Origin of the sequence: Paraburkholderia sp. UCT2 (genome assembly GCF_014397665.1) — a bacterium.
In the GTDB taxonomy this organism is placed as follows: domain Bacteria; phylum Pseudomonadota; class Gammaproteobacteria; order Burkholderiales; family Burkholderiaceae; genus Paraburkholderia; species Paraburkholderia tuberum.
This window is the reverse complement of sequence record NZ_VZQO01000026.1, coordinates 26,307-47,572: the sequence shown is the minus strand read 5'-3', so window position 1 is coordinate 47,572 and position 21,266 is coordinate 26,307. Positions and strand designations below refer to the sequence as shown.

At 65.2% G+C, this 21,266-nt stretch carries 19 protein-coding genes; 16 read left to right on the top strand and 3 right to left on the bottom strand.

The features are described 5' to 3' along the window. Nucleotides 1–26 precede the first annotated feature (26 nt). The 14 genes from F6X39_RS21570 to F6X39_RS21505 all read left to right on the top strand — a co-directional run bounded on the left by F6X39_RS21570 (nucleotide 27) and on the right by F6X39_RS21505 (nucleotide 13,749). Complete coding sequence (locus F6X39_RS21570) at nucleotides 27–704, top strand: SDR family oxidoreductase (RefSeq protein ID WP_184026369.1); 678 nt, start codon at nucleotides 27–29, stop codon at nucleotides 702–704. Between the two features lie 33 nt (nucleotides 705–737). Continuing rightward, nucleotides 738–1,868, top strand: a complete 1,131-nt coding sequence (locus F6X39_RS21565; protein WP_187618034.1) for an acyl-CoA dehydrogenase family protein — start codon at nucleotides 738–740, stop codon at nucleotides 1,866–1,868. 7 nt (nucleotides 1,869–1,875) lie between these two features. Next, on the top strand, nucleotides 1,876–2,331 hold the full coding sequence (locus F6X39_RS21560) for a YchJ family protein (RefSeq protein ID WP_184068671.1): 456 nt from the start codon (nucleotides 1,876–1,878) through the stop codon (nucleotides 2,329–2,331). 618 nt (nucleotides 2,332–2,949) lie between these two features. Beyond that, a complete protein-coding gene (locus F6X39_RS21555) occupies nucleotides 2,950–4,257 on the top strand; it encodes a dienelactone hydrolase family protein (RefSeq protein WP_187618033.1) in 1,308 nt (435 codons plus the stop codon). A gap of 352 nt (nucleotides 4,258–4,609) precedes the next feature. After that, nucleotides 4,610–5,971, top strand: coding sequence for an adenosylmethionine--8-amino-7-oxononanoate transaminase (gene bioA, locus F6X39_RS21550; RefSeq protein ID WP_187618032.1), 1,362 nt, complete (start codon nucleotides 4,610–4,612; stop codon nucleotides 5,969–5,971). Continuing rightward, a complete protein-coding gene (gene bioF / locus F6X39_RS21545) occupies nucleotides 5,971–7,155 on the top strand; it encodes an 8-amino-7-oxononanoate synthase (protein ID WP_187618031.1) in 1,185 nt (394 codons plus the stop codon). Before bioA ends, bioF begins: the two co-directional genes overlap by 1 nt. Beyond that, entirely contained in the window at nucleotides 7,152–7,892 is a 741-nt protein-coding gene (gene bioD, locus F6X39_RS21540; protein WP_187618030.1) for a dethiobiotin synthase, read from the top strand. The genes bioF and bioD overlap by 4 nt, the downstream gene beginning before the upstream one ends. 52 nt (nucleotides 7,893–7,944) lie before the next feature. Then, entirely contained in the window at nucleotides 7,945–9,045 is a 1,101-nt protein-coding gene (gene bioB, locus F6X39_RS21535) for a biotin synthase BioB (protein ID WP_187618029.1), read from the top strand. A 528-nt stretch (nucleotides 9,046–9,573) separates the two neighbouring features. After that, on the top strand, nucleotides 9,574–10,515 hold the full coding sequence (locus F6X39_RS21530; protein WP_187618028.1) for a 2-hydroxyacid dehydrogenase: 942 nt from the start codon (nucleotides 9,574–9,576) through the stop codon (nucleotides 10,513–10,515). A gap of 116 nt (nucleotides 10,516–10,631) precedes the next feature. Then, entirely contained in the window at nucleotides 10,632–11,558 is a 927-nt protein-coding gene (locus F6X39_RS21525; RefSeq protein WP_187618027.1) for a hydroxymethylglutaryl-CoA lyase, read from the top strand. A gap of 34 nt (nucleotides 11,559–11,592) precedes the next feature. Next, a complete protein-coding gene (locus tag F6X39_RS21520) occupies nucleotides 11,593–12,114 on the top strand; it encodes a YbaK/EbsC family protein (RefSeq protein WP_187618026.1) in 522 nt (173 codons plus the stop codon). Nucleotides 12,115–12,119: 5 nt separating this feature from the next. Further along, nucleotides 12,120–12,365, top strand: a complete 246-nt coding sequence (locus F6X39_RS21515; protein ID WP_187618025.1) for a DUF1289 domain-containing protein — start codon at nucleotides 12,120–12,122, stop codon at nucleotides 12,363–12,365. Next, nucleotides 12,362–12,835 (top strand): MaoC family dehydratase, encoded by a 474-nt coding sequence (locus F6X39_RS21510; protein ID WP_187618024.1) that lies wholly within the window; start codon nucleotides 12,362–12,364, stop codon nucleotides 12,833–12,835. Before F6X39_RS21515 ends, F6X39_RS21510 begins: the two co-directional genes overlap by 4 nt. Further along, entirely contained in the window at nucleotides 12,832–13,749 is a 918-nt protein-coding gene (locus tag F6X39_RS21505; protein WP_187618023.1) for an MBL fold metallo-hydrolase, read from the top strand. Before F6X39_RS21510 ends, F6X39_RS21505 begins: the two co-directional genes overlap by 4 nt. Before the next feature lie 290 nt (nucleotides 13,750–14,039). Here F6X39_RS21505 and F6X39_RS21500 read toward each other — a convergent pair whose 3' ends face one another. After that, on the bottom strand, nucleotides 14,040–14,978 hold the full coding sequence (locus F6X39_RS21500) for a DMT family transporter (RefSeq protein WP_187618022.1): 939 nt from the start codon (nucleotides 14,976–14,978) through the stop codon (nucleotides 14,040–14,042). 112 nt (nucleotides 14,979–15,090) lie between these two features. Between F6X39_RS21500 and F6X39_RS21495 the strand changes: the two genes are divergently transcribed. Further along, a complete protein-coding gene (locus F6X39_RS21495; protein WP_184026307.1) occupies nucleotides 15,091–15,561 on the top strand; it encodes an Lrp/AsnC family transcriptional regulator in 471 nt (156 codons plus the stop codon). A 49-nt stretch (nucleotides 15,562–15,610) separates the two neighbouring features. Here F6X39_RS21495 and F6X39_RS21490 read toward each other — a convergent pair whose 3' ends face one another. Continuing rightward, nucleotides 15,611–16,501 (bottom strand): alpha/beta fold hydrolase, encoded by an 891-nt coding sequence (locus F6X39_RS21490; protein WP_184026304.1) that lies wholly within the window; start codon nucleotides 16,499–16,501, stop codon nucleotides 15,611–15,613. 317 nt (nucleotides 16,502–16,818) lie between these two features. Here F6X39_RS21490 and F6X39_RS21485 point away from each other — a divergent pair, with 317 nt between their 5' ends. Further along, a complete protein-coding gene (locus F6X39_RS21485; protein WP_187618021.1) occupies nucleotides 16,819–17,778 on the top strand; it encodes an NAD(P)H-dependent flavin oxidoreductase in 960 nt (319 codons plus the stop codon). A 38-nt stretch (nucleotides 17,779–17,816) separates the two neighbouring features. On the opposite strand, the gene icmF is transcribed toward F6X39_RS21485, so the two are convergent. Further along, nucleotides 17,817–21,197: a fused isobutyryl-CoA mutase/GTPase IcmF gene (gene icmF / locus F6X39_RS21480; protein WP_187618020.1), complete on the bottom strand. Its 3,381-nt coding sequence runs from the start codon at nucleotides 21,195–21,197 to the stop codon at nucleotides 17,817–17,819. Between the last annotated feature and the right edge of the window lie 69 nt (nucleotides 21,198–21,266).

The window sequence follows — 21,266 nt, the reverse complement described above, 5'->3', positions numbered from 1 at the left end:
CATCCACAAAATCTTCGAGGAATACGATGAAAACAGTGTTGATCGTCGGTGCATCGCGTGGCATCGGCCAGGAATTCGTCCGGCAGTACAGAAAGAGCGGCTGGCGCGTGCTCGCGACCGCGCGCGACGGCGCCGCGCTCGATGCGCTCAGCGAACTCGGCGCCGAAACCTTCGCGCTCGACGTCACCGCGCCCGAAGACATCGCGGCGCTCGGCTGGAAGCTCGACGGCGAACGGCTCGATGCCGCGATCCTGGTGTCGGGCGTGTACGGTCCGCGCACCGAAGGCATCGAAACGATCACCGCCGAGGACTTCGATCACGTAATGCACACGAACGTGCGCGGCCCGATGCAGCTGCTGCCAATCCTGCTGCCGCTCGTCGAGGAAACGGACGGCGTGCTCGCGGTGATTTCGAGTCGCATGGGCAGCATCGCCGATGCAAGCGGCACGACCGGCTGGCTATATCGCGCGAGCAAGGCGGCGCTGAACGCCGTGCTGAAGCTCGCGTCGCTCGACGCGCAGCGCGCGACCTGCGTGTCGCTGCATCCCGGCTGGGTGCGCACCGACATGGGCGGCGCGCAAGCCGCGCTCGATCCCGCGCGCAGCGTGGCGGGCATGCGCGAGGTGCTGGCGCAGGCGGCGGCATCGCGCGACGCGTTCCACGGCCGCTTCTTTCAGCACGACGGCACGCAGCTCGACTGGTAGACAACTACGTTGCATGGGACCGGAGACACGCTCATGGTGCTTGATCAGGATCACCTGATGGTGCGCGACGCGCTGCGCACCTTCGTGCGCGAAGCGATCACGCCGTACGCGGCGCAATGGGACCGCGAGCGCACCTTCCCGCGCGACGTGCACCGGCAGCTCGCCGAGCTCGGTGCTTATGGCGTGCTGGTGCCCGAAGCGTATGGCGGCGCCGGCATGGACGCGCTCGCGCTCGCGTTGATCCTCGAAGAAATCGCGGCCGGCGACGGCGGCACGTCGACCGCGATCTCGGTGAACAACTGCCCCGTGTGCAGCATCCTGCTCACTTATGGCAACGACGCGCAGAAGCGCGACTGGCTCACGCCGCTCGCGCGCGGCGAGATGCTCGGCGCGTTCTGCCTGACCGAGCCGCAAGCGGGCTCGGATGCGTCGGCGCTGCGCACCACCGCGACACGCGACGGCGACGCGTACGTGCTGAACGGCGTCAAACAGTTCATCACGAGCGGCAAGAACGGCGACGTCGCGATCGTGATGGCCGTCACCGACAAGGCCGCTGGCAAGCGCGGCATCAGCGCGTTCATCGTGCCCACCGGCACGCCGGGCTACGTGGTCGCGCGGGTCGAAGACAAGCTCGGCCAGCATTCGTCGGATACCGCGCAAATCGTGTTCGAGGCGTGCCGCGTGCCGGCCGCGAACCTGATCGGCGCGCAAGGCGAAGGCTACCGGATCGCGTTGTCGGGTCTCGAAGGCGGGCGCATCGGTATCGCCGCGCAAAGCGTCGGCATGGCACGCGCCGCGTTCGAGGCGGCGCTGACTTACGCAAAAGAACGCGAGAGCTTCGGCGCGCCGCTGTTCTCGCACCAGGCGGTGCAGTTCCGTCTTGCCGACATGGCGACCCAACTCGAAGCCGCGCGTCAATTGATCTGGCACGCGGCGTCGCTGAAGGACGCGGGCCAGCCGTGTCTGACCGAAGCCGCGATGGCAAAACTGTTCGCCTCCGAAGCGGCCGAGCGCATCTGCTCGGCCGCCTTGCAGATTCACGGCGGCTACGGTTATCTGAGCGACTTCCCGGTCGAGCGGATTTACCGCGACGTGCGCGTGTGCCAGATCTACGAAGGCACGAGCGACATCCAGAAGATCCTGATCGCTCGCGCGCTCAGCTGAAATTTCAATGAACAAGCCATTATTGTCACTGCAAAGACCTGTCGACTGTCCGTGCGGCGGCGCCGCGCCCGACGCACGCGGGGGCACCGCGACCAAAGCCCCGCGTTTCGCGCAATGCTGCGGCCGCTATATCGACGGCGGCGAAGCGGCGCCGCGCGCGCTCGAACTGATGCGCTCGCGCTATAGCGCGTACGTGCTCGGTGCAACCGACTACCTGCGCGCGACGTGGGACCCCAGCACCTGCCCCGCCGATCTCGACGTCGATCCCACCGCGCCCGACGCGCCCCGTTGGCTCGGACTGCAGATCAAAGGCTTCGCCGAAAGCGATGCCGATCGCGCGACCGTCGAATTCATCGCCCGCTACAAAGTGGGGGGACGTGCTTATCGGTTGCATGAATCGAGTCGATTCGTGCGCGGCGATGATGGCCGCTGGCGTTATGTCGATGGCGACGTCAATGAGTAAATGAAGAGCACGCGCCGATTAAGCAATCGCTGCATTACGCGCCGAAGCTTTCTCGTGTCTTTCACTTGCCCTCCACAAACTTTATAAAGGCCTTTGCATAGGCCTTTTTTCGTTCCTTTCACGCGGGCTTCTTCGTTGGCCTCGCGCCACAGCACTGACACGACCTTTACTCGCCGCTTCCCGCCACATGTCCCCGGCCCTTGCCCGGCAAGGCTTTGAAGCCTCGTTCGCACATCCAGCAATTTTTTCGTCACGGGTTCTCCTTGATTGCACAAAACAAAATTGTCGTGCCAGGATGAGTCCGTAGCTTCATGACGTCACATTGCGAGAGCGGGTCATACCGGCTCCGCAACATGCAAAGGAACGCTGACCGGCCGCTGATCGAACGCGAGCCGCGCGGACTCCGACAGTATCAAGTGACGTTCATCCTCGACGCGTGGGGTCGCGTCGGCCGTTGGGTTCATCCCGTGCAATCTCGATTTGCGAGCGTGCGCTTCCCGCAACGCTCGCGAGTGAGTCTGTTTGTGTCGAAATCGCGAACGAAAGCTGAATGTCAGCCGCGTTTTGCGCAACCGGACAGCACGGAGTTCAGGACACGTCTTTAAAGCAGGTGCGTCAATGGTGTTGAGCAAGGTTCTGACGAAGTGTGCGGCGATCTGCGCCGCGGCCACGTGTGCTGTCACGATCGCGCATGCCGATCCGCTCGCCTACTCGTCCCTTTCCGCACACGACGCGACGCCGTCGAGCGACATCCAGGGACCGCTGTCGCGCGCCCGCGTGCCGCGCCTCGCGCTGGACGACGACGTCTACCTGCCCACCGCTCACCTGAACGAAAAGATCATCCGCGTGCCGGTCGACGCCGCCGGCACGGTCACGCTTGAAACCACGATCTACAAGCCGGACGGCCCCGGCCCGTTCCCGATGATCGTCTTCAACCACGGCAAGATTCCGGGCGACCCGCGCACGCAGGAACGCAGCGACCCGCTGCCGTTCGCGCGCGAATTCGTGCGCCGCGGTTACGTGGTCGTCGCGCCGAACCGCCAGGGCTTCGGTCACTCGGATGGCGTGTACGAGCAGGACGGCTGCGACGTCGAGCGCAACGGCCTTGGCCAGGCCGGCGACGTCGCAGCAACGATCGATTACATGTCGAAGCAACCTTATGTCGACGCGACGCACATCGCGGTGGCCGGCACCTCGCATGGCGGTCTTGCGACGATCGCATACGGCACCGAAGCGGCGCCCGGCGTGCGCGCGCTGATCAATTTCTCGGGCGGCCTGCGCCAGGACGCCTGCGAAGACTGGCAAGGCAATCTGACGCGCGCATTCGGCGCGTACGGCGAGAAGACTGCGGTGCCGTCGCTGTGGCTCTATGGCGATAACGATTCGGTGTGGAACGCGCCGCTCGTCGCGGGCATGTATGCCGCGTATGGCGCGCATGGCGCCAGCGTGAAGATGGTCGACTTCGGCCACTACAAGAACGACGCGCATCGGCTGGTCGGCGACCGCGACGGCGTGCACGTATGGTGGCCGGCCGTCGAAGCGTTCCTCGCGCGCGCCGGTATGCCGACTGCCGTGCAGTATCACGTCGCCGATCCGGCCGCGCCGAAGGCAACCGGATTCGCCGCGCTCGACGCGGTCGACTCGGTGCCGTACCTCGACAACGAGGGCCGCAATGGCTATCGCAACTTCCTGCATCAGTATCCGAGCCGCGCGTTCGCGGTGTCGGACTCGGGCGCGTGGTCGTGGGCCGAGGGCGGCGACGATCCGATGTCGGTGGCGGTGAAGAATTGCCAGAAGCAGAGCTCCGATCCGTGCCGGTTGTATGCGGTCGATAACGCTGTCGTGTGGGGCAATCAGAACTCGCAGACGGCGGATGCAAGCGATGCCGATGCCAATGGGCGCAAAGCGATTGCGAGCCGGGAGTGAAGTACGAATAGAGGCGTGAGTCGAGCCGTAAATCGCGCCTGATTCTGATGTGCCGCAAGCCCGCCGTATCGGCGGGCTTTTTCTTGTGCGCTCCGTTCCCCCGCAAAAAAACACCTCGTCTCCCCAATTCTGGCCAGTAACAGCCCATTACTTTGACGTCGCTATCTCCGTCGATTGGCGAGCTTCCCTCACGAAATCGAACGAGCTGCATCGAACGATGCTAAACCTCGACGCCACCGCGAAAAACGAGCATTTCGCGGTTGATGCGCGCGACCAAATAAACCGCTAATCTCGACCCCGCGCACTCGCCGAGGCTTGCGTGCGTGGCAAAAAAGCACCCTGGAGTACCTCTTTGGAAAAGTCAGCAGTCCCCCCGGTCGCCCCTGAAGATTGGGTCGCCCGCAGCCTGCGCGCGGTGTGGCATCCGTGCACGCAGATGAAGCACCACGAACGTCTGCCGCTGATCCCCCTCGCGCGCGGTCAAGGCGCGTGGCTGTACGATCGCGCCGGTCATCGCTATCTCGACGCGATCAGTTCGTGGTGGGTCAATCTGTTCGGTCATGCGAACCCGCGCATCAACGCGGCGCTGAAAGATCAGCTCGATACGCTCGAACACGCGATGCTCGCCGGCTGCACGCACGAGCCCGCCGTCGAACTCGCGGAACGTCTGCACGCGTTGACCGGCAACACGCTCGGCCACGCGTTCTTCGCGTCGGATGGCGCGTCGGCGGTCGAGATCGCGCTGAAGATGAGCTTTCACAGCTGGCGCAACCGGGGCTACGCCGACAAGCAGGAATTCGTCTGTGTTGCCAACAGCTATCACGGCGAGACGATCGGCGCGCTCGGCGTGACCGACGTCGCGCTGTTCAAGGACGCGTACGATCCGCTGATTCGTCACGCGCACGTCGTCGCCTCGCCCGATGCGCGGCTCGCGCAAGCGGGCGAAACCGCCGCCGACGTCGCGCGCCGCGCGCTCGACCATGTCCGCGCGCTGTTCGAGGCGCGCGCGAACCGCATCGCCGCACTGATCGTCGAGCCGCTCGTGCAATGCGCGGCCGGCATGGCGATGCACGACGCGTCGTACGTCGCCGGATTGCGCGCGTTGTGCGACCGGTACGGCGTGCATCTGATCGCCGACGAAATCGCAGTCGGCTGCGGCCGCACCGGCACGTTCTTCGCGTGCGAACAGGCGGGCGTGTGGCCGGACTTCCTGTGTCTGTCCAAAGGCATCAGCGGCGGCTATCTGCCGCTGTCGATCGTGCTGTCGCGCGACGAGATCTTCGCGGCCTTCTATCACGACGACACCGCGCGCGGCTTCCTGCACTCGCACTCGTACACCGGCAATCCGCTCGCGTGCCGCGCCGCGCTCGCGACGCTCGATCTGTTCACGAGCGATGACGTGCTCGCCGCCAACGCGCGCAAATCGGCGACCCTCGCGGCCGCGCTCGCGCCGCTCGTCGAGCACGCGCAGGTGCGCAATCTGCGTCAGCGCGGCACGATCTTCGCGTTCGACGCAATGATCGACGATCCTCAGCAAGCCAAAACGTTCTCGCGCCGCTTCTTCGAAAACGCGCTGCAACGCGAGCTGTTGTTGCGCCCGATCGGCACCACCGTGTACCTGATGCCGCCGTACATCCTCGACGACGAAGAACTCGCGCTGCTCGCCACGCGCACGCGCGACACCTTCGACGCCACGCTCGCGGCGGCACGCTGATGCATCTGCTCGACACACTCGCCGAAGGCCTGAAGGAAATCGACGCGCGCGGCCTGCGCCGACGCCGGCGCACCGCCGACACACCATGCGCCGCGCACATGACGGTCGACGGCCGTGAAATCATCGGCTTCGCGAGCAACGACTATCTGGGCCTTGCCGCGCATCCGCAATTGATCGACGCGATCGCCGAAGGCGCGTGCCTGTATGGCGCGGGCAGCGGCGGCTCGCATCTGCTCGGCGGTCATTCGCGTGCGCATGCGCAACTCGAAGACGATCTCGCCGAATTTGCGGGCGGCTTTCTCGACGACGCCCGCGCGTTGTATTTCAGCACCGGCTATATGGCGAATCTCGCGACGCTGACCGCGCTCGCGGGCCGCGGCACGACGCTGTTCTCCGATGCGCTCAATCATGCTTCGCTGATCGACGGCGCGCGGCTGTCGCGCGCGGATGTGCAGATCTATCCGCACTCCGACGTGGATGCATTGAGCGCGATGCTCGAAGCGTCGGAGGCGGACGTCAAGGTGATCGTGTCCGACACGGTGTTCAGCATGGACGGCGACATCGCGCCGCTGCCGCGTTTGCTCGAACTCGCCGAGCGGCACGGCGCATGGCTGATCGTCGACGATGCGCACGGCTTCGGCGTACTGGGTCCGCAAGGCCGTGGCGCGATCGCGCAGGCCGCGCTGCGCTCGCCGCATCTGATCTCGATCGGCACGCTCGGCAAGGCGGCGGGTGTCTCCGGCGCGTTCGTCGTCGCGCACGCGACCGTGATCGAATGGCTCGTGCAGCGCGCGCGTCCGTATATCTTCACGACCGCGTCGGTGCCGGCGGCCGCGCATGCGGTGTCGGCGAGTCTGCGCATCGTCGGCGGCGAGGAAGGCGATGCGCGCCGCGCGCATCTCCAGCAACTGATCGAACGCACGCGCGCGATGCTGAAGGCGACGCCGTGGCTGCCCGTCGATTCACATACGGCCGTGCAACCGCTGATCATCGGCGCGAACGATGCGACGCTCGACATCGCCGCGTCGCTCGATCGCGCGGGGTTGTGGGTGCCCGCGATCCGTCCGCCGACCGTGCCGACCGGCACGTCGCGTCTGCGCATCTCGCTGTCGGCCGCGCACTCGCATGCGGATCTCGACCGGCTCGAGGCCGGCCTGCAACAAGTCGGAGCGCGCGCGGCATGAGCAACATGATTAACGATGACGGCGCGCTGTCGCTGTTCGTCACCGGCACCGATACGGAAATCGGCAAGACCTTCGTGTCGTCGGCGCTATTGCGCGGCTTCGGGCGCGAAGGCCTGCAGGCAGCAGCGATGAAGCCGATCGCGGCGGGCGCGTTCGAAGTGAACGGCGTGCTGCACAACGAGGACGCGGATCAGCTCGATGCCGCGTCGAGCGTGCTGCTGCCGCCCGCCATGCGCACGCCGTATCTGCTGAGGGAACCGGCCGCGCCGCACATCGCGGCGGCGCTGGAAAACGTCTCGTTCGATCTCGAGCACATCGTCGCGTGCCATCGCGAGGCGTTGAAGCTCGCCGAGGTGGTCGTTGTCGAAGGTGTCGGCGGCTTTCGTGTGCCGTTGACCGCGACGCAGGACACCGCCGATCTCGCCGTCGCGCTGAAGCTGCCGGTGGTGCTGGTGGTCGGCATGCGGCTCGGCTGCATCAGCCACGCGCTGCTGACAGCGGAGGCGATCGCCGCGCGCGGTCTAACGCTCGCGGGCTGGGTCGCGAATCGCATCGACCCGGACATGACCTTTCCCGACGAAAACATCGCGTCGATTCGCGTGCATTTCGCGCAAGCATACGACGCGCCGTTGCTCGGCGTCGTGCCGCATATCAGCCCGTCGTCGCCGGAGCTTGCAGCGCAACAGCTCGACATTCGACAGCTTCTGCAAACGCTGCGCCAATTGCGCGCGGCATAGCGCTGCCCCGCAGCGCCGAACCCAAATTCATCCGTTTACGAGGATCGATCACATGACACAACTGAACATCGCAGCAGGCACCGCCGACACGAGCGCCACCAACAGCAATCCGACTGCCGCCGCCACTGAAGCGAAGCCGCTCGCGCGTTGGCGCGTCGCCGATATCGTCGCGTTGTACGAACTGCCGTTCAACGACCTGCTGTTTCGCGCGCAGCAAACGCATCGCGAGCATTTCGACGCCAATGCGGTGCAACTGTCGACGCTGCTGTCGATCAAGACCGGCGGCTGCGAAGAGGATTGCGCATACTGTCCGCAATCGGTGCATCACGACACGGGTCTCGCCGCCGACAAGCTGATGCCGGTCGACGAAGTGCTGGCCGCCGCGCAGGTCGCAAAGCAGAACGGCGCGACGCGCTTCTGCATGGGCGCCGCGTGGCGCAATCCGAAGGACCGTCATCTGGAGCCGATCAAGGACATGATCCGCGGCGTGAAGGCGATGGGCCTCGAAACCTGCGTGACGCTCGGCATGCTCGAAACGCACCAGGCACAGGCGCTGCGCGATGCGGGCCTCGACTACTACAACCACAACCTCGATACGTCGCCGGAGTTCTACGGCCAGATCATTTCGACGCGCACGTACCAGGATCGGCTCGACACGCTCGAACGCGTGCGCGACGCGGGCATCAACGTGTGCTGCGGCGGCATCGTCGGTATGGGCGAATCGCGCCGCGAACGCGCGGGGCTGATCGCGCAGCTCGCGAACATGGAGCCGTATCCGGAATCGGTGCCGATCAACAATCTGGTGCAGGTGCAAGGCACGCCGCTGACCGGGACCGAAGCGATCGATCCGTTCGAATTCGTGCGCACGATCGCGATTGCGCGCATCACGATGCCGCGCGCGATGGTGCGTCTGTCAGCCGGCCGTGAGCAGATGGATGAGTCGTTGCAGGCAATGTGCTTCCTCGCAGGCGCGAATTCGATTTTCTACGGCGATCAGTTGCTGACCACGAGCAACCCGCAGGCGGAAGCGGATCGCAAGCTGCTCGCGCGCCTAGGGATTCGCGCTGAGGCCGCGCAGCAGATGCCGGTCGAGCAGAGTGAGCGCGAGCATGGGTGTGCGCATGGGCATGGGGATCACAGCGTGGCGAATTGAGTCGCGGAACCGCTGAGCCGCATGCGCTGCGTGCGCGAACTAGTGGTCTGCGTCGCCGCATAGTGGCGAAATTCACCCCGAAAGTTGGACGTTGATCCAATCTTCGGGGTGTTTTTCATGGCGAAGCTTTGATCAGCAATTCAAGAAACCTAATCAATATACAAATTGCGTCAAATTAGGAATTGTTGCGATCGATCGGGTGCATGAAAGCATGTGCGTGCCTCGCTGCGCAAGGAATCCAGGCAAGCATTGTCCCGCTCGGTCGCGCATCGATGAACCAGGTTTTTGTGCTTTCGTTATCGGGCAAACGAAGAAATGCGCGGGTACGCGCGACCTCGACGCCCACCACGGCATGCATCTCGAAGCGCACGTGCGTGCGCAAACGCGCGCGATTTGCGTCGAAAAAGTAGAATGAAGCCTATTCATACCGGGAGGAGACCCGATCCCGCACGCGTCGTCCGATTGCCGTCGCGCGCTCCGGGTCCGTCCCGCTCATGCCCACATCGACGCCGACGCATTCCGGACCGCATGAAAATACTCTTCTACGCATCGCACACCGAAGCCGCCGCGTGGCTGCACGACTTTGCGCGCGCTCTGCCCGCCGCCGAGCTGCGCGAATGGAAGCCCGGCGACACCGGCCCAGCCGATTTCGCGGTGGTCTGGCGTCCGCCGCGCGAGATGCTGGCCGGACGCTATACGCTGCGCGCGATCTTCAATCTCGGCGCTGGCGTCGATGCGATTCTCGCGCTCGAACGCGCGCATCCGGGCACGTTGCCGCCCGAGGTGCCGTTGATTCGCCTCGAAGATACCGGCATGGGCGCGCAGATGGCCGAGTACGTGACGCATGCGGTGCTGCGCTATCTGCGCCGCTTCGACGAATATCAGGCGCTGCAAGGCGAGCGCCGCTGGAAAGTGCTCGAGCCGCATCCGCGCGCAACGTTCACGGTGGGTGTGCTCGGGCTCGGCGTGCTCGGCACGCAGGTCGCGCAAACGCTCGCTTCGTTCGGCCTGCCGGTGCGCGGCTTTACTCGCGGCGAGAAGCAGATCGATGGCATCGCGACGTTCGCCGGCGACGCGCAATTCGATAGCTTCCTCGACGGCGCGAAGGTGCTCGTCAATCTGCTGCCGCATACACCCGACACGGAAAGCGTGCTGAATGCGCGAGTCTTCGCGAAGCTCGCGCGCGGCGCATATCTGATCAACGTCGCGCGCGGCGCGCATCTCGTCGAAGCGGATCTGCTCGCTGCGCTCGCGAGCGGCCAGCTCGCCGCCGCGACGCTCGACGTGTTCCGCGAGGAACCGCTGCCCGCCGATCATCCTTTCTGGCGCGAGCCGCGCGTCACGATCACGCCGCACACGTCGGCGCTGACGTTGCGCGAGGACAGCGTCGCGCAGGTCGCGGACAAGATCGGCGCGATGATGCGCGGCGAGCAGGTGAGCGGCGCAGTGCAACTGGAACGCGGCTACTGAGTGAAACCCGCGCCCGCACGCGTCGCAGGCGTGCGGGCTGACTTGAATTGCAGCAACGCGGCAGCACCCATCCCGGATGGGACAGCGATCAAACCGCATCGGATCGGAGACACATCATGGCCTTACCGAAGCAAGTGAAAATCGTCGAAGTGGGTCCGCGCGACGGGCTGCAGAACGAGAAGGAATTCGTGTCGACCGCGACCAAGATCGAGCTGATCAACCGTCTGTCGGCGGCAGGCTTCCGCAACGTCGAGGCAGCGTCGTTCGTGTCGCCGAAATGGGTGCCGCAGATGGCCGACGGGGCCGACGTGATGGCCGGCATCGAGCGCCGCGACGGCACGATTTACTCGGTGCTGACGCCGAACCTGCGCGGTTTCGAAGGCGCGCTCGCGGCGCGCGCCGACGAGATCGTCATCTTCGGCGCGGCGAGCGAGGCGTTCTCGCAGAAGAACATCAACTGCAGCATCGCGGAGAGCATCGAGCGATTCGCGCCAGTCGCCGCGGCGGCGAAACAACATAAGCTGCGGATTCGCGGCAGCGTGTCATGCGCGCTCGGCTGTCCGTACCAGGGCGAAGTGCCGGTCGCGTCGGTCGTCGACGTCGTCAAGCGCTTCGCGGCGCTCGGCTGCGACGAGATCGATATCGCCGACACGATCGGCGTCGGCACGCCGAAGCGCACCCGCGAAGTGTTCGAGGCCGTGACCGACGTGTTTCCGCGCGAGCATCTGTCGGGACACTTCCACGACACCTATGGCCAGGCGCTCGCGAACATCTACGCGGCGCTGCTCGAAGGCGTCGAGATTTTTCATGCATCGGTCGCGGGGCTCGGCGGCTGTCCGTATGCGAAGGGCGCGACCGGCAACGTCGCGACCGAAGACGTGCTGTATCTGATGAACGGCCTCGGCATCGAGACCGGTATCGACCTCGCGCAAGTGGTCGAAATCGGTGACTTCATTTCGAACGCGATCGGCCGGTCCAACGTGTCGCGCGCCGGTAAAGCGCTGCTCGCGAAGGCGCGCAGCGAAGCAAACACCTGCGTATAACCGCAGCATCCATTTTCATTCAGGGTCCCAAACAATGAACGACCTCGCGTCCTTCGACTCCGACGATCTCGCCGCGCTGCCCGACTCGGCACGCCGCGTCGCGCTGCTGCTGCGCGAACGCGGTCACGCGGGGCGAATCGTGATGCTGCCGGAAACCGGCAGGACTTCCGCCGAAGCGGCCGCCGGACTCGGCTGCTCGGTCGCGCAGATCGCGAAGTCGATCCTGTTCCGGCGCCGCGAAGACGACGCGCCGGTGCTCGTGATCGCAAGCGGCGCGAATCGTGTCGACGAAAAGAAAGTGGCCGCGCACATCGGCGAGATCGGCCGCGCGGACGCGAAGTTCGTGCGCGAAAAAACCGGCTATGCGATCGGTGGCGTGTGCCCGGTCGGTCACGCGACCGAGCCGGTCACGTTGATCGATGCGGATCTGCTCGAGCTGGAGAGCCTGTGGGCGGCCGCCGGTCATCCGCACGCGGTGTTCAATCTGACCGCGCAGGAGCTGATCTCGCTCACAGGCGCGCCGGTCGTCGATGTCGCGTTGCGCGAGCCGGCCTGAACACGATGGCGAGCGGCAACGATTACGACGACAGGGACGACGGCGGTTGCGTGCCGTCGCCGTGCATCAGCGTGTGCAGGATGGATGCATCGACCGGCTGGTGCGAAGGATGCCTGCGCACGATCGACGAAATCGCCGGCTGGTCGACGCTCGACAGCGACGCGAAGCGCGCGGTGTGGGACGCGATCGAAGTGCGCCACGCGACGTTAATGGCGCTGCGCACGACATCGACGACGAAGGAGAAGCAATGAACGCCGCGCCGCGCATCGTGACGCCCGGTGAGACGTTCAGTTCGACGCTCGAGTTGTCGGTGGATTCGATCAAATCGTTCGCGACGCTCGTCGTCGATCTGAACCCGTTGCATCACGATGAAGCGTATGCCGCGCAAAGCCGCTTTGGAGGCTTGATCGCGTCGGGCACGCAACCCACCGCGTATTTCATGGCGCTGCTCGCCACGCATTTCTCTACTTACGCGCAACCGCTCGGCCTCGAATTCGATATCAAGCTGAAGAAGGCAGTGCAGGCGCACGACACGCTGACGATCACGTGGCGTGTGCGCGACGCTCACTGGAAGCCGAGCCTGAACGGCGATCTGACCTATCTCGAAGGTTCGGTGGTCAATCAGCGCGGCGAGCTGATGTTGACGGGTACCTCGACGATTCTCGTGATGCCGAAGCCCGACGCGCTCGTGGACCCGCAAGCGAGAACGGTCGCACCATGATCGCACTGCCCGCATCGATCCAGGTGTTCGAGCGCGGCTGGCTGTCGTCGAACAACGTGCTGCTCATCGACGACAGATGCGCGGCGCTCCTCGATACCGGCTATGCGACTCACGCATCGCAGACGGTCGCGCTGGTACGCAACGCGTTGCGCGCGCGGCCGCTCGATCTGATCATCAACACGCATCTGCATTCGGATCACTGCGGCGGCAACGCGCTGCTGCAGGCTACGTGGCCGTGCCGCACGCTGATCCCCGCATCGGAAGCAAACGCGGTAGGCGATTGGGACGAAACTCGCCTCACCTTTCGCGCGACCGGTCAAACCTGCGAGCGCTTCGGCTTCACCGGCACGCTGGCACCCGGCGCGCGCTTGCGGCTGGGCGCGCTCGACTGGCAGGTGCTCGGCGCGCCCGGCCACGATCCGCATTCGCTGATGCTCTATTGCGCGGACGAACGCTTGCTGATCAGCGCGGATGCGCTGTGGGAAAACGGCTTCGGCGTGATCTTTCCCGAACTCGAAGGCAAAAGCGGCTTCGCCGAGCAGCAAGCCGTGCTCGACCTGATCGCAACGCTCGACGTGCGCGTCGTCATCCCAGGCCACGGCGCGCCGTTCACGCAGGTCGAAGCGGCGCTCGAACGCGCGATGTCGCGCGTCGCCTGGTTGCGCGCCGATCCCGCGCGCAACGCAAAGAATGCGCTGAAAGTGCTGATCGTATTCAAGCTGCTCGAAGTCCGCGAGATGAGCGTGGACACGCTTTTGCGCATGCTCGACGACGCGGCCGTGATGCGCGCCGCCGCATCGATGCTGAAGCCGCGCGGCGAATGGCCCGCGTTGCTGAAGGGAATGATCGGGGAGCTAGCGGCGAACGATGGACCGCTCGAAGTGGACGGCACACGCATTCTCGCGCGGCGTTGAACGTGTGATTGGCCCGTGCGGTGGAAAAGCGCACCGGAACGCAAAACCGTGCTCCCAAAAAGAAAACCGCTCGACGAAGCGAGCGGCGGAACATCTGTTGGACGTGATCAGCGTCGCTGTCGATGATACGCGTATGGTTTTTTGCATCGCATCGGTGATTTCCCTACAGAAATTAGACGCCACGTTTTACGAATGCATACATGATCTGTCATCAAACGTGGTTAGGCCCTTGAACGCTTGCGCGTTATTCCTGGATCCGTAGCAATATCCGATTGAATGTCGAATCGGCATCACGTGGACGATAAGCGCTTTCTCTGCGGCACGATCCGCCACCCGAGATTGACGCCCGCCGCCGCCAGCAGAATCAGCGCGGCGCCGAGCACCTGAATCCATGCGAGCGTCTGTCCGAACGCGAGCCGGTCGACGATGATCGCGACCACCGGATAGATGAACGACAACGCGCCTGTCATCGACGTCGGCAGCTTCTGAATCGCGCCATACAGCAGCACGTACATGAGCCCGGTATGGACGACGCCGAGCACGATCAGTTCGAGCCACTGCGCGCCGTTTGCCGGCAACGCGTCGAAGCGTACGAACGGCGCGAGCAACAGCACGCCGAGCGATACCTGGATCAGCGCGAGCAGATGCGGCGGCGTGCCCTTCAGCCGCTTCGTGATGATCGACGACACCGCGTACATCGCCGCCGCGCCGACCGCATAGGCGACGCCGACCAGATACTGCCCCGGCACCGCGAGCACGGCCGGCTCGACCTTCACGACGAACACGAGCCCGACGAACGCGACCACGAGCCACGCGATCGTCGATGCGCTGATGCGCTCGCGAAACACCAGCGCGCCGAGCCCGACCAACATGAACGGCTGCGTGTTGTAGACGGCCGTTGCCATCGAAATCGACGCGCGTGAATACGCGGCAAACAGCAATACCCAGTTCACGACGATCGCCGCGCCGCCGAGCAACGCGAGGCCGAGCATCTTCCACGAAAACAGCTCGCGGCGGAACAGGCCGAGTACGGCGCACACGAGCGCGAGCGTCGCGCCGCCGAAAATGCAGCGGAAAAACACCACGTTGAACGGGCTTTGCTGCGAAGACACGACGAGCCAGCCGATCGTGCCCGACATCAGCATCGCGACGCTCATCTCCGCCGCGCCACGGCGGATGTCACTGGGCGAACTGCTCGAGGTCGTGACGGAAGCCTTGTTTGAAGCCATGATTCGATCCCGGATTGTGACTGCATAACTGGCAGTCTAATTAATCCACCCGCGCGAATACATGGCTAAACTTAAGCGTTACCGCATTTTCACCTCATAAACGAAGGCCATCATGAGCAAACGCCTTGCATCGATCACGCCGGTCGCACTCGACGACACCGACCGCGCACTGCTCGCCGCGCTCGCGCAGGACGCGCGCCAGCCGGTCAGCGAACTCGCGCGCGTCGTCGGCTTATCGGCGCCCAGCACGGCCGAACGCGTGCGGCGGCTCGAAGCGCAGGGCGTGATCGAGCGCTTCACCGTGCAGATCGATCCGCGCGCGCTCGGCTTCACGCTGCAGGCGGTAGTGCGCGTGAAGCCGCTGCCCGGGCAGCTGCATCTGGTGGAGGAAGTGATCCGGCGGATTCCGGAGTTCGTCGAATGCGACAAGGTGACCGGCGACGACTGTTTCATCTGTCGCCTGTACCTGCATTCGATCGAGCAGCTCGACGAGATCCTGTCGAAAGTGACCGAGCGCGCGGAGACCAGCACGGCGATCGTCAAGTCGACGCCGGTCGCGCGACGGCTGCCGCCGCTCGGCTAACGAAGGTCGAGCGCAGGTCAAACGAAGGTCGCGCGAAGCAGCCCGGCGCTTATTGTTCGAGCGCCTCGAAAAACGACAGCATCTCGGCGACCAGTTCGTCCGGCGCTTCCTCGGGCAGATAGTGCCCGCACGATAGCGCGCGGCCGCTCACGTCGCGCGCGACATGCCGCCATTCATCTAGCGCATCGAAGCATTTTTCGATCACGCCCTTGTCGCCCCACAGCACCCGCAGCGGACAGCCGATCTTGTTGCCGCGCTCGATATCGGCGCGATCATGTTCGAGGTCGATGCTCGCCGACGCGCGATAGTCCTCGCACATCGCGTGCACCGCACCCGGTTGCGCGAGCGCCGCCCGATACGCGTCGAGCGCGGTGGGATCGAACGGTGCGAGACCCGCGTGACGTCCGCCCATCACCGCGTCGACATAGGCGGCCGGATTTGCGCCGATCAACGTTTCGGGCAGCGGCTCGGGCTGGATCAGGAAGAACCAGTGGAAGTAGTGCGTTGCGAACGCGCGGTCGGTGGCTTCGTACATCGCGAGTGTCGGCGCGATATCGAGCAGCATCAAACGCTCGACCGCGTCGGCGTGATCGAGCGCCATCCGGTGCGCGACGCGCGCGCCGCGATCGTGCGCACAGACGAGGAAGCGCTCGAAGCCGAAGTGGCGCATCACCGCGACCTGGTCGGCGGCCATCACGCGTTTCGAATACGGTGCGTGCGCGGCATCGCTCGGCGGTTTGCCCGACGCGCCATAGCCGCGCAGATCGGTTGCGATCACCGTGAAGTGCTGCGCGAGCGGCGCGGCGCAGCGTTCCCAGATCAGATGCGATTGCGGATGGCCGTGCAGCAGAAGCAGAGGCGGCCCCGCGCCGCCCTTCACTCCGAAAATGTCGACATCGCCCACGGCGACGCGAAAAGACGTGAAATTTTCGAAGGCCATGACGTCTCGTTGATCGTTTGAGGTCCGTGCATTGTAGAAGGCCAACAGGTCCGTGCGAGGTGGGATATCCCACGCAGACATGGAACCTGAATACTCCTTCGAACCGTTCCAAACGGGCCTACCGCGCGCGGGTCGCCTGCCTCGCCTATAATCGAACGATCGTTCTTAAAAATTTGCCGCCACTTCGGCATGACGGTTTCGTTCGATTGCCACACGCATTCGCCGGTCAACACGCCGCAAGCCGTGTGCCGCTAAACTCATTCATCGATTCGCCGGGCGCACGTCGCACCGGTTGGCCCAACCTGGAGACTCGCACCATGGCATTGCCCGCCGTTCTGCAAAACCTCGCGCTACCCGTCGTCGCTTCCCCAATGTTCATCGTCAGCTATCCCGAACTCGTGCTGGCGCAGTGCAAGGCCGGTATCGTCGGCTCGTTCCCTGCCCTCAACGCGCGCCCGGCCGAGCTGCTCGACGAATGGCTGACGCAGATCCAGGCGCAACTCGCCCGGCACAAGGCCGAGAACCCGGATGCGGTGATCGGCCCGATCGCGGTCAATCAGATCGTTCATCAGTCGAATGCGCGGCTCGAGCACGACGTGCGCGTCTGCGTCGAGCACAAGGTGCCGATCTTCATCACCAGCCTGCGCGCGCCGGCACGCGAGATCGTCGATGCGGTGCATAGCTACGGCGGCATCGTGCTGCACGACGTGATCAATCTGCGTCATGCGCAGAAAGCGCTGGAAGCCGGCGTCGACGGGCTGATTCTGGTCGCATCGGGCGCGGGCGGCCACGCGGGCACCACCTCGCCGTTCGCGCTGGTCGGCGAGGTGCGGCGCATTTTCGACGGCCCGATCGTGCTGTCGGGCTCGATCGCCAACGGCGGCTCGATTCTCGCCGCGCAGGCGATGGGCGCGGACCTCGCGTACATGGGCACACGCTTCATCGCCACCAAAGAAGCGCACGCGGTCGACAGCTACAAGCAGGCGATCATCAACGCGAAGGCGTCGGACATCATCTACACGAACCTGTTCACCGGCGTGCACGGCAACTACATCCGCGAGAGCATTACGAACGCGGGCCTCGACCCCGACGCGCTGCCCGAATCGGACAAGACCAAGATGAACTTCGGCGGCGACAAGGCGAAGGCGTGGAAGGACATCTGGGGCGCGGGCCAGGGCGTCGGCCTGATGGACGACGTGCCGGACGTCGCCGAACTCGTGCGGCGTCTGAAGAACGAATACGACGACGCGAAGGCGCGGCTCGGCATCGCGCGCTGAGGTGAAGAACGGAGCGGGCCGGGGCGCCCGCTCGCGGCCTACATATTCCGCCGATACTGCCCGCCCACCTCGAACAGCGCGTGGGTGATCTGCCCGAGCGAACACACGCGCACCACGTCCATCAGCACCGCGAACACGTTGCCGTCGTCGATCACCGCGCGCTTGAGGCGTTCGAGCGCGTCAGGCGCGGCGTCGCGGTGGCGCGCCTGGAAGTCGCGCAACCGCCGCAGCTGACTCTGCTTCTCCGCGTCGGTGGAACGCGCGAGCACCAGCGGCCGCGGCGCTTCATGCGGATGCGCGCTCAGGAACGTATTGACGCCGACGATCGGATACGAGCCGTCATGCTTGCGATGCTCGTACAGCATCGACTCGTCCTGAATCCGCCCGCGCTGATAGCCGGTTTCCATCGCGCCGAGCACGCCGCCGCGCTCGGTGAGTCGCTCGAACTCGGCGAGCACCGCTTCCTCGACCAGGTCGGTCAGCTCGTCGATCACGAAGCTGCCCTGATTCGGATTCTGGTTCTTCGCGAGCCCCCATTCGCGATTGATGATCAGCTGGATCGCGACCGCGCGGCGCACCGATTCCTCGGTCGGCGTCGTGATCGCTTCGTCGAACGCATTGGTGTGCAGCGAGTTGCAGTTGTCGTAGATCGCGATCAGCGCCTGCAGCGTCGTGCGGATGTCGTTGAAATCGATCTCCTGCGCGTGCAGGCTGCGGCCCGACGTCTGCACGTGATACTTGAGCTTCTGACTACGCTCGTTCGCGCCATAGCGCTCGCGCATCGCGACCGCCCAGATGCGTCGCGCGACGCGGCCGAGCACCGTGTACTCCGGGTCCATGCCGTTCGAGAAGAAGAACGACAGATTCGGCGCGAAGTCGTCGATCGACATGCCGCGTGCGAGATACGCCTCGACGTAGGTGAAGCCGTTCGCGAGCGTGTACGCGAGCTGCGAGATGGGGTTCGCGCCGGCCTCGGCGATGTGATAGCCGGAAATCGACACCGAATAGAAATTGCGCACGCCGTGTTCGACGAAATACGCCTGAATGTCACCCATCACCTTCAGGCTGAATTCGGTCGAGAAGATGCAGGTGTTCTGCCCCTGGTCTTCTTTCAGGATGTCGGCCTGCACGGTGCCGCGCACGTTTTCGAGCGCGGCGCGGCGCGTTGCGGCGAGTTCGGCTTCGGTCAACGGGCGGCCTTGCTGTTGCTCGCCCAGCGCGATCCGCTGGTCGATCGCGACGTTGAAGAACATCGCGAGGATCGTCGGCGCGGGGCCGTTGATCGTCATCGAGACCGACGTATCCGGCGAGCACAGATCGAAGCCGTCGTACAGCGTCTTCATGTCGTCGAGCGTCGCGACCGACACACCCGAATTGCCGACCTTGCCGTAGATATCCGGGCGCTCGTGCGGCTCCTCACCGTAAAGCGTCACCGAGTCGAACGCGGTGGATAGCCGTTTGGCCGGCATGCCTTCCGACAGCAGCTTGAAGCGACGATTCGTGCGCTGCGGATCGCCCTCGCCCGCGAACATGCGCGTCGGGTCCTCGTTCTCGCGACGAAACGGAAACACGCCAGCGGTGAATGGGAAATAGCCGGGCAGATTGTCGAGCATCAGCCAGCGCAGGATCTCGCCGTGATCGACGAATTTCGGCAGCGACACTTTGCGGATTTCAGAGCCGGACAGCGTCGTGACCGTCAGCGCGGTGCGGATTTCGCGCTCGCGGATGCGCACCACATGTTCGTCGCCCGTATAGGCGGCCACCGTTTGCGGCCACGCGTCGAGCAGCTTGCGTTCGCGCTCGCCGAGCGCGGCGCCGCGTTGGTCGATCAGCGCATCGAGCGACGCTGCGTCGCTGCCCGCCTCGCCGAGCATGCGGCGCGTCTCGACCAGTTGCCAGCGCTCGCGCGCGATTTGCGCCTGCGCGTCGGCCCGCTCGCGATAGCCGCGTACCGTCTGCGCGATGTCGGCCAGATAGCGCACGCGCGCGGGCGGCACGATTGCATGCAGGTTGCTCGAAAAGCGCAGGCCTTCGGTCGCGCCGAGCCGTGCGCCGCCCTCGCGCAGGCCGTGCGTGCGCAGCGCATTAGCGATGCGCCGGTACAGCGCGGTCACGCCGTCGTCGTTGAAGCGCGACGCGATCGTGCCGAACACCGGCATCGCGTCGGGCGATGTCGCGAAGTCCCCGCGATTGCGCTGCACCTGCTTCGCGACGTCGCGCAGCGCATCCTGCGCACCCTTGCGATCGAACTTGTTGATCGCGACGAAGCTCGCGAAGTCGAGCATGTCGATCTTCTCGAGCTGGCTCGCGGCGCCGAACTCCGGCGTCATCACGTACAGCGATTCGTCGACGAACGGCACGATCGCCGCATCGCCCTGACCGATCCCCGACGTCTCGACGACGATCAGATCGAAGCCCGCCACCTTGCACAGCATCAGCGCGGCGGGTAGCGAATCGGAGAGTTCGGTCGATGCCTCGCGCGTCGCCATCGAGCGCATATAAATGCGTGCGCCGTCGCCCCAATCGCCGATCGCATTCATGCGGATGCGGTCGCCGAGCAGCGCGCCGCCGGATTTTCGGCGCGACGGATCGATCGCGAGCACGGCGATGTTCAGCGTGTCGCCGTGGTCGAGCCGGAAGCGGCGGATCAGTTCGTCGGTCAGCGACGACTTGCCCGCGCCGCCGGTGCCGGTGATGCCGAGCACCGGGATGCGTGGCGCTTGCGCGAGCGTCGCTAGCTGGTCGCGCGCGGCGGCGTCGACGCTGTTCGTTTCGAACGCGCTGATCAGTTGCGCGAGGCGGCGGAAGATCGGCGCGGCGGGATCGGCGGGGTGCGAGCCAGCAGCAGTGCCAGCGTGCGGGGCATGGGCCTCACCGCAACGCGGCAACGGCCGCCCGGCCAGCTCGGCGAGCCATTCGCGCACCGGCGTCGGCCGCGCCGCGTCGGCCGCGCGCGCGCCTTCGACGCAGCGCGCGATCATGTCGTCGATCATGCCTTGCAGACCGAGCCGCTGACCGTCGTGCGGCGAGTAGATCTTTTCGACCCCGTCGCGTTCGAGCGCGGCAATTTCCTCGGCGACGATCACGCCCCCGCCGCCGCCGAACACCTTGATGCGCTCGCCGCCGCTTGCACGCAGCAAATCCACCAGGTAGCGGAAGTATTCGTTGTGGCCGCCCTGGTAGCTCGACACGGCGACGCCGTCGGCGTCCTCGTTGAGCGCGGCGGTCGCGACTTCGGCGACGGAGCGGTTGTGGCCGAGGTGGATCACCTCGACGCCGCTTGCCTGCAGGATGCGCCGCATGATGTTGATCGACGCGTCGTGGCCGTCGAACAACGCGGCGGCGGTGACGAAGCGCAGGCGCCGGCCCGCGGGCAGTTCGTGGCTGCCGGCACGCTGCGGCGTGGACAGATCGGTCATGTCTCCCCCAGATCATTTGACTGATGGGTGTTCACAATCAGTATATAGAAACGGGGTAACACGGCGCCG

Bases quoted from the DNA above. Each gene is read 5' to 3' on its own strand.
- F6X39_RS21570 (WP_184026369.1), top strand. From the start codon at position 27: ATGAAAACAGTGTTGATCGTCGGTGCATCGCGTGGCATCGGCCAGGAA.
- F6X39_RS21565 (WP_187618034.1), top strand. From the start codon at position 738: ATGGTGCTTGATCAGGATCACCTGATGGTGCGCGACGCGCTGCGCACC.
- F6X39_RS21560 (WP_184068671.1), top strand. From the start codon at position 1,876: ATGAACAAGCCATTATTGTCACTGCAAAGACCTGTCGACTGTCCGTGC.
- F6X39_RS21555 (WP_187618033.1), top strand. From the start codon at position 2,950: ATGGTGTTGAGCAAGGTTCTGACGAAGTGTGCGGCGATCTGCGCCGCG.
- bioF (WP_187618031.1), top strand. From the start codon at position 5,971: ATGCATCTGCTCGACACACTCGCCGAAGGCCTGAAGGAAATCGACGCG.
- bioD (WP_187618030.1), top strand. From the start codon at position 7,152: ATGAGCAACATGATTAACGATGACGGCGCGCTGTCGCTGTTCGTCACC.
- bioB (WP_187618029.1), top strand. From the start codon at position 7,945: ATGACACAACTGAACATCGCAGCAGGCACCGCCGACACGAGCGCCACC.
- F6X39_RS21530 (WP_187618028.1), top strand. From the start codon at position 9,574: ATGAAAATACTCTTCTACGCATCGCACACCGAAGCCGCCGCGTGGCTG.
- F6X39_RS21525 (WP_187618027.1), top strand. From the start codon at position 10,632: ATGGCCTTACCGAAGCAAGTGAAAATCGTCGAAGTGGGTCCGCGCGAC.
- F6X39_RS21520 (WP_187618026.1), top strand. From the start codon at position 11,593: ATGAACGACCTCGCGTCCTTCGACTCCGACGATCTCGCCGCGCTGCCC.
- F6X39_RS21515 (WP_187618025.1), top strand. From the start codon at position 12,120: ATGGCGAGCGGCAACGATTACGACGACAGGGACGACGGCGGTTGCGTG.
- F6X39_RS21510 (WP_187618024.1), top strand. From the start codon at position 12,362: ATGAACGCCGCGCCGCGCATCGTGACGCCCGGTGAGACGTTCAGTTCG.
- F6X39_RS21505 (WP_187618023.1), top strand. From the start codon at position 12,832: ATGATCGCACTGCCCGCATCGATCCAGGTGTTCGAGCGCGGCTGGCTG.
- F6X39_RS21500 (WP_187618022.1), bottom strand. From the start codon at position 14,978: ATGGCTTCAAACAAGGCTTCCGTCACGACCTCGAGCAGTTCGCCCAGT.
- F6X39_RS21495 (WP_184026307.1), top strand. From the start codon at position 15,091: ATGAGCAAACGCCTTGCATCGATCACGCCGGTCGCACTCGACGACACC.
- F6X39_RS21490 (WP_184026304.1), bottom strand. From the start codon at position 16,501: ATGGCCTTCGAAAATTTCACGTCTTTTCGCGTCGCCGTGGGCGATGTC.
- F6X39_RS21485 (WP_187618021.1), top strand. From the start codon at position 16,819: ATGGCATTGCCCGCCGTTCTGCAAAACCTCGCGCTACCCGTCGTCGCT.
- icmF (WP_187618020.1), bottom strand. From the start codon at position 21,197: ATGACCGATCTGTCCACGCCGCAGCGTGCCGGCAGCCACGAACTGCCC.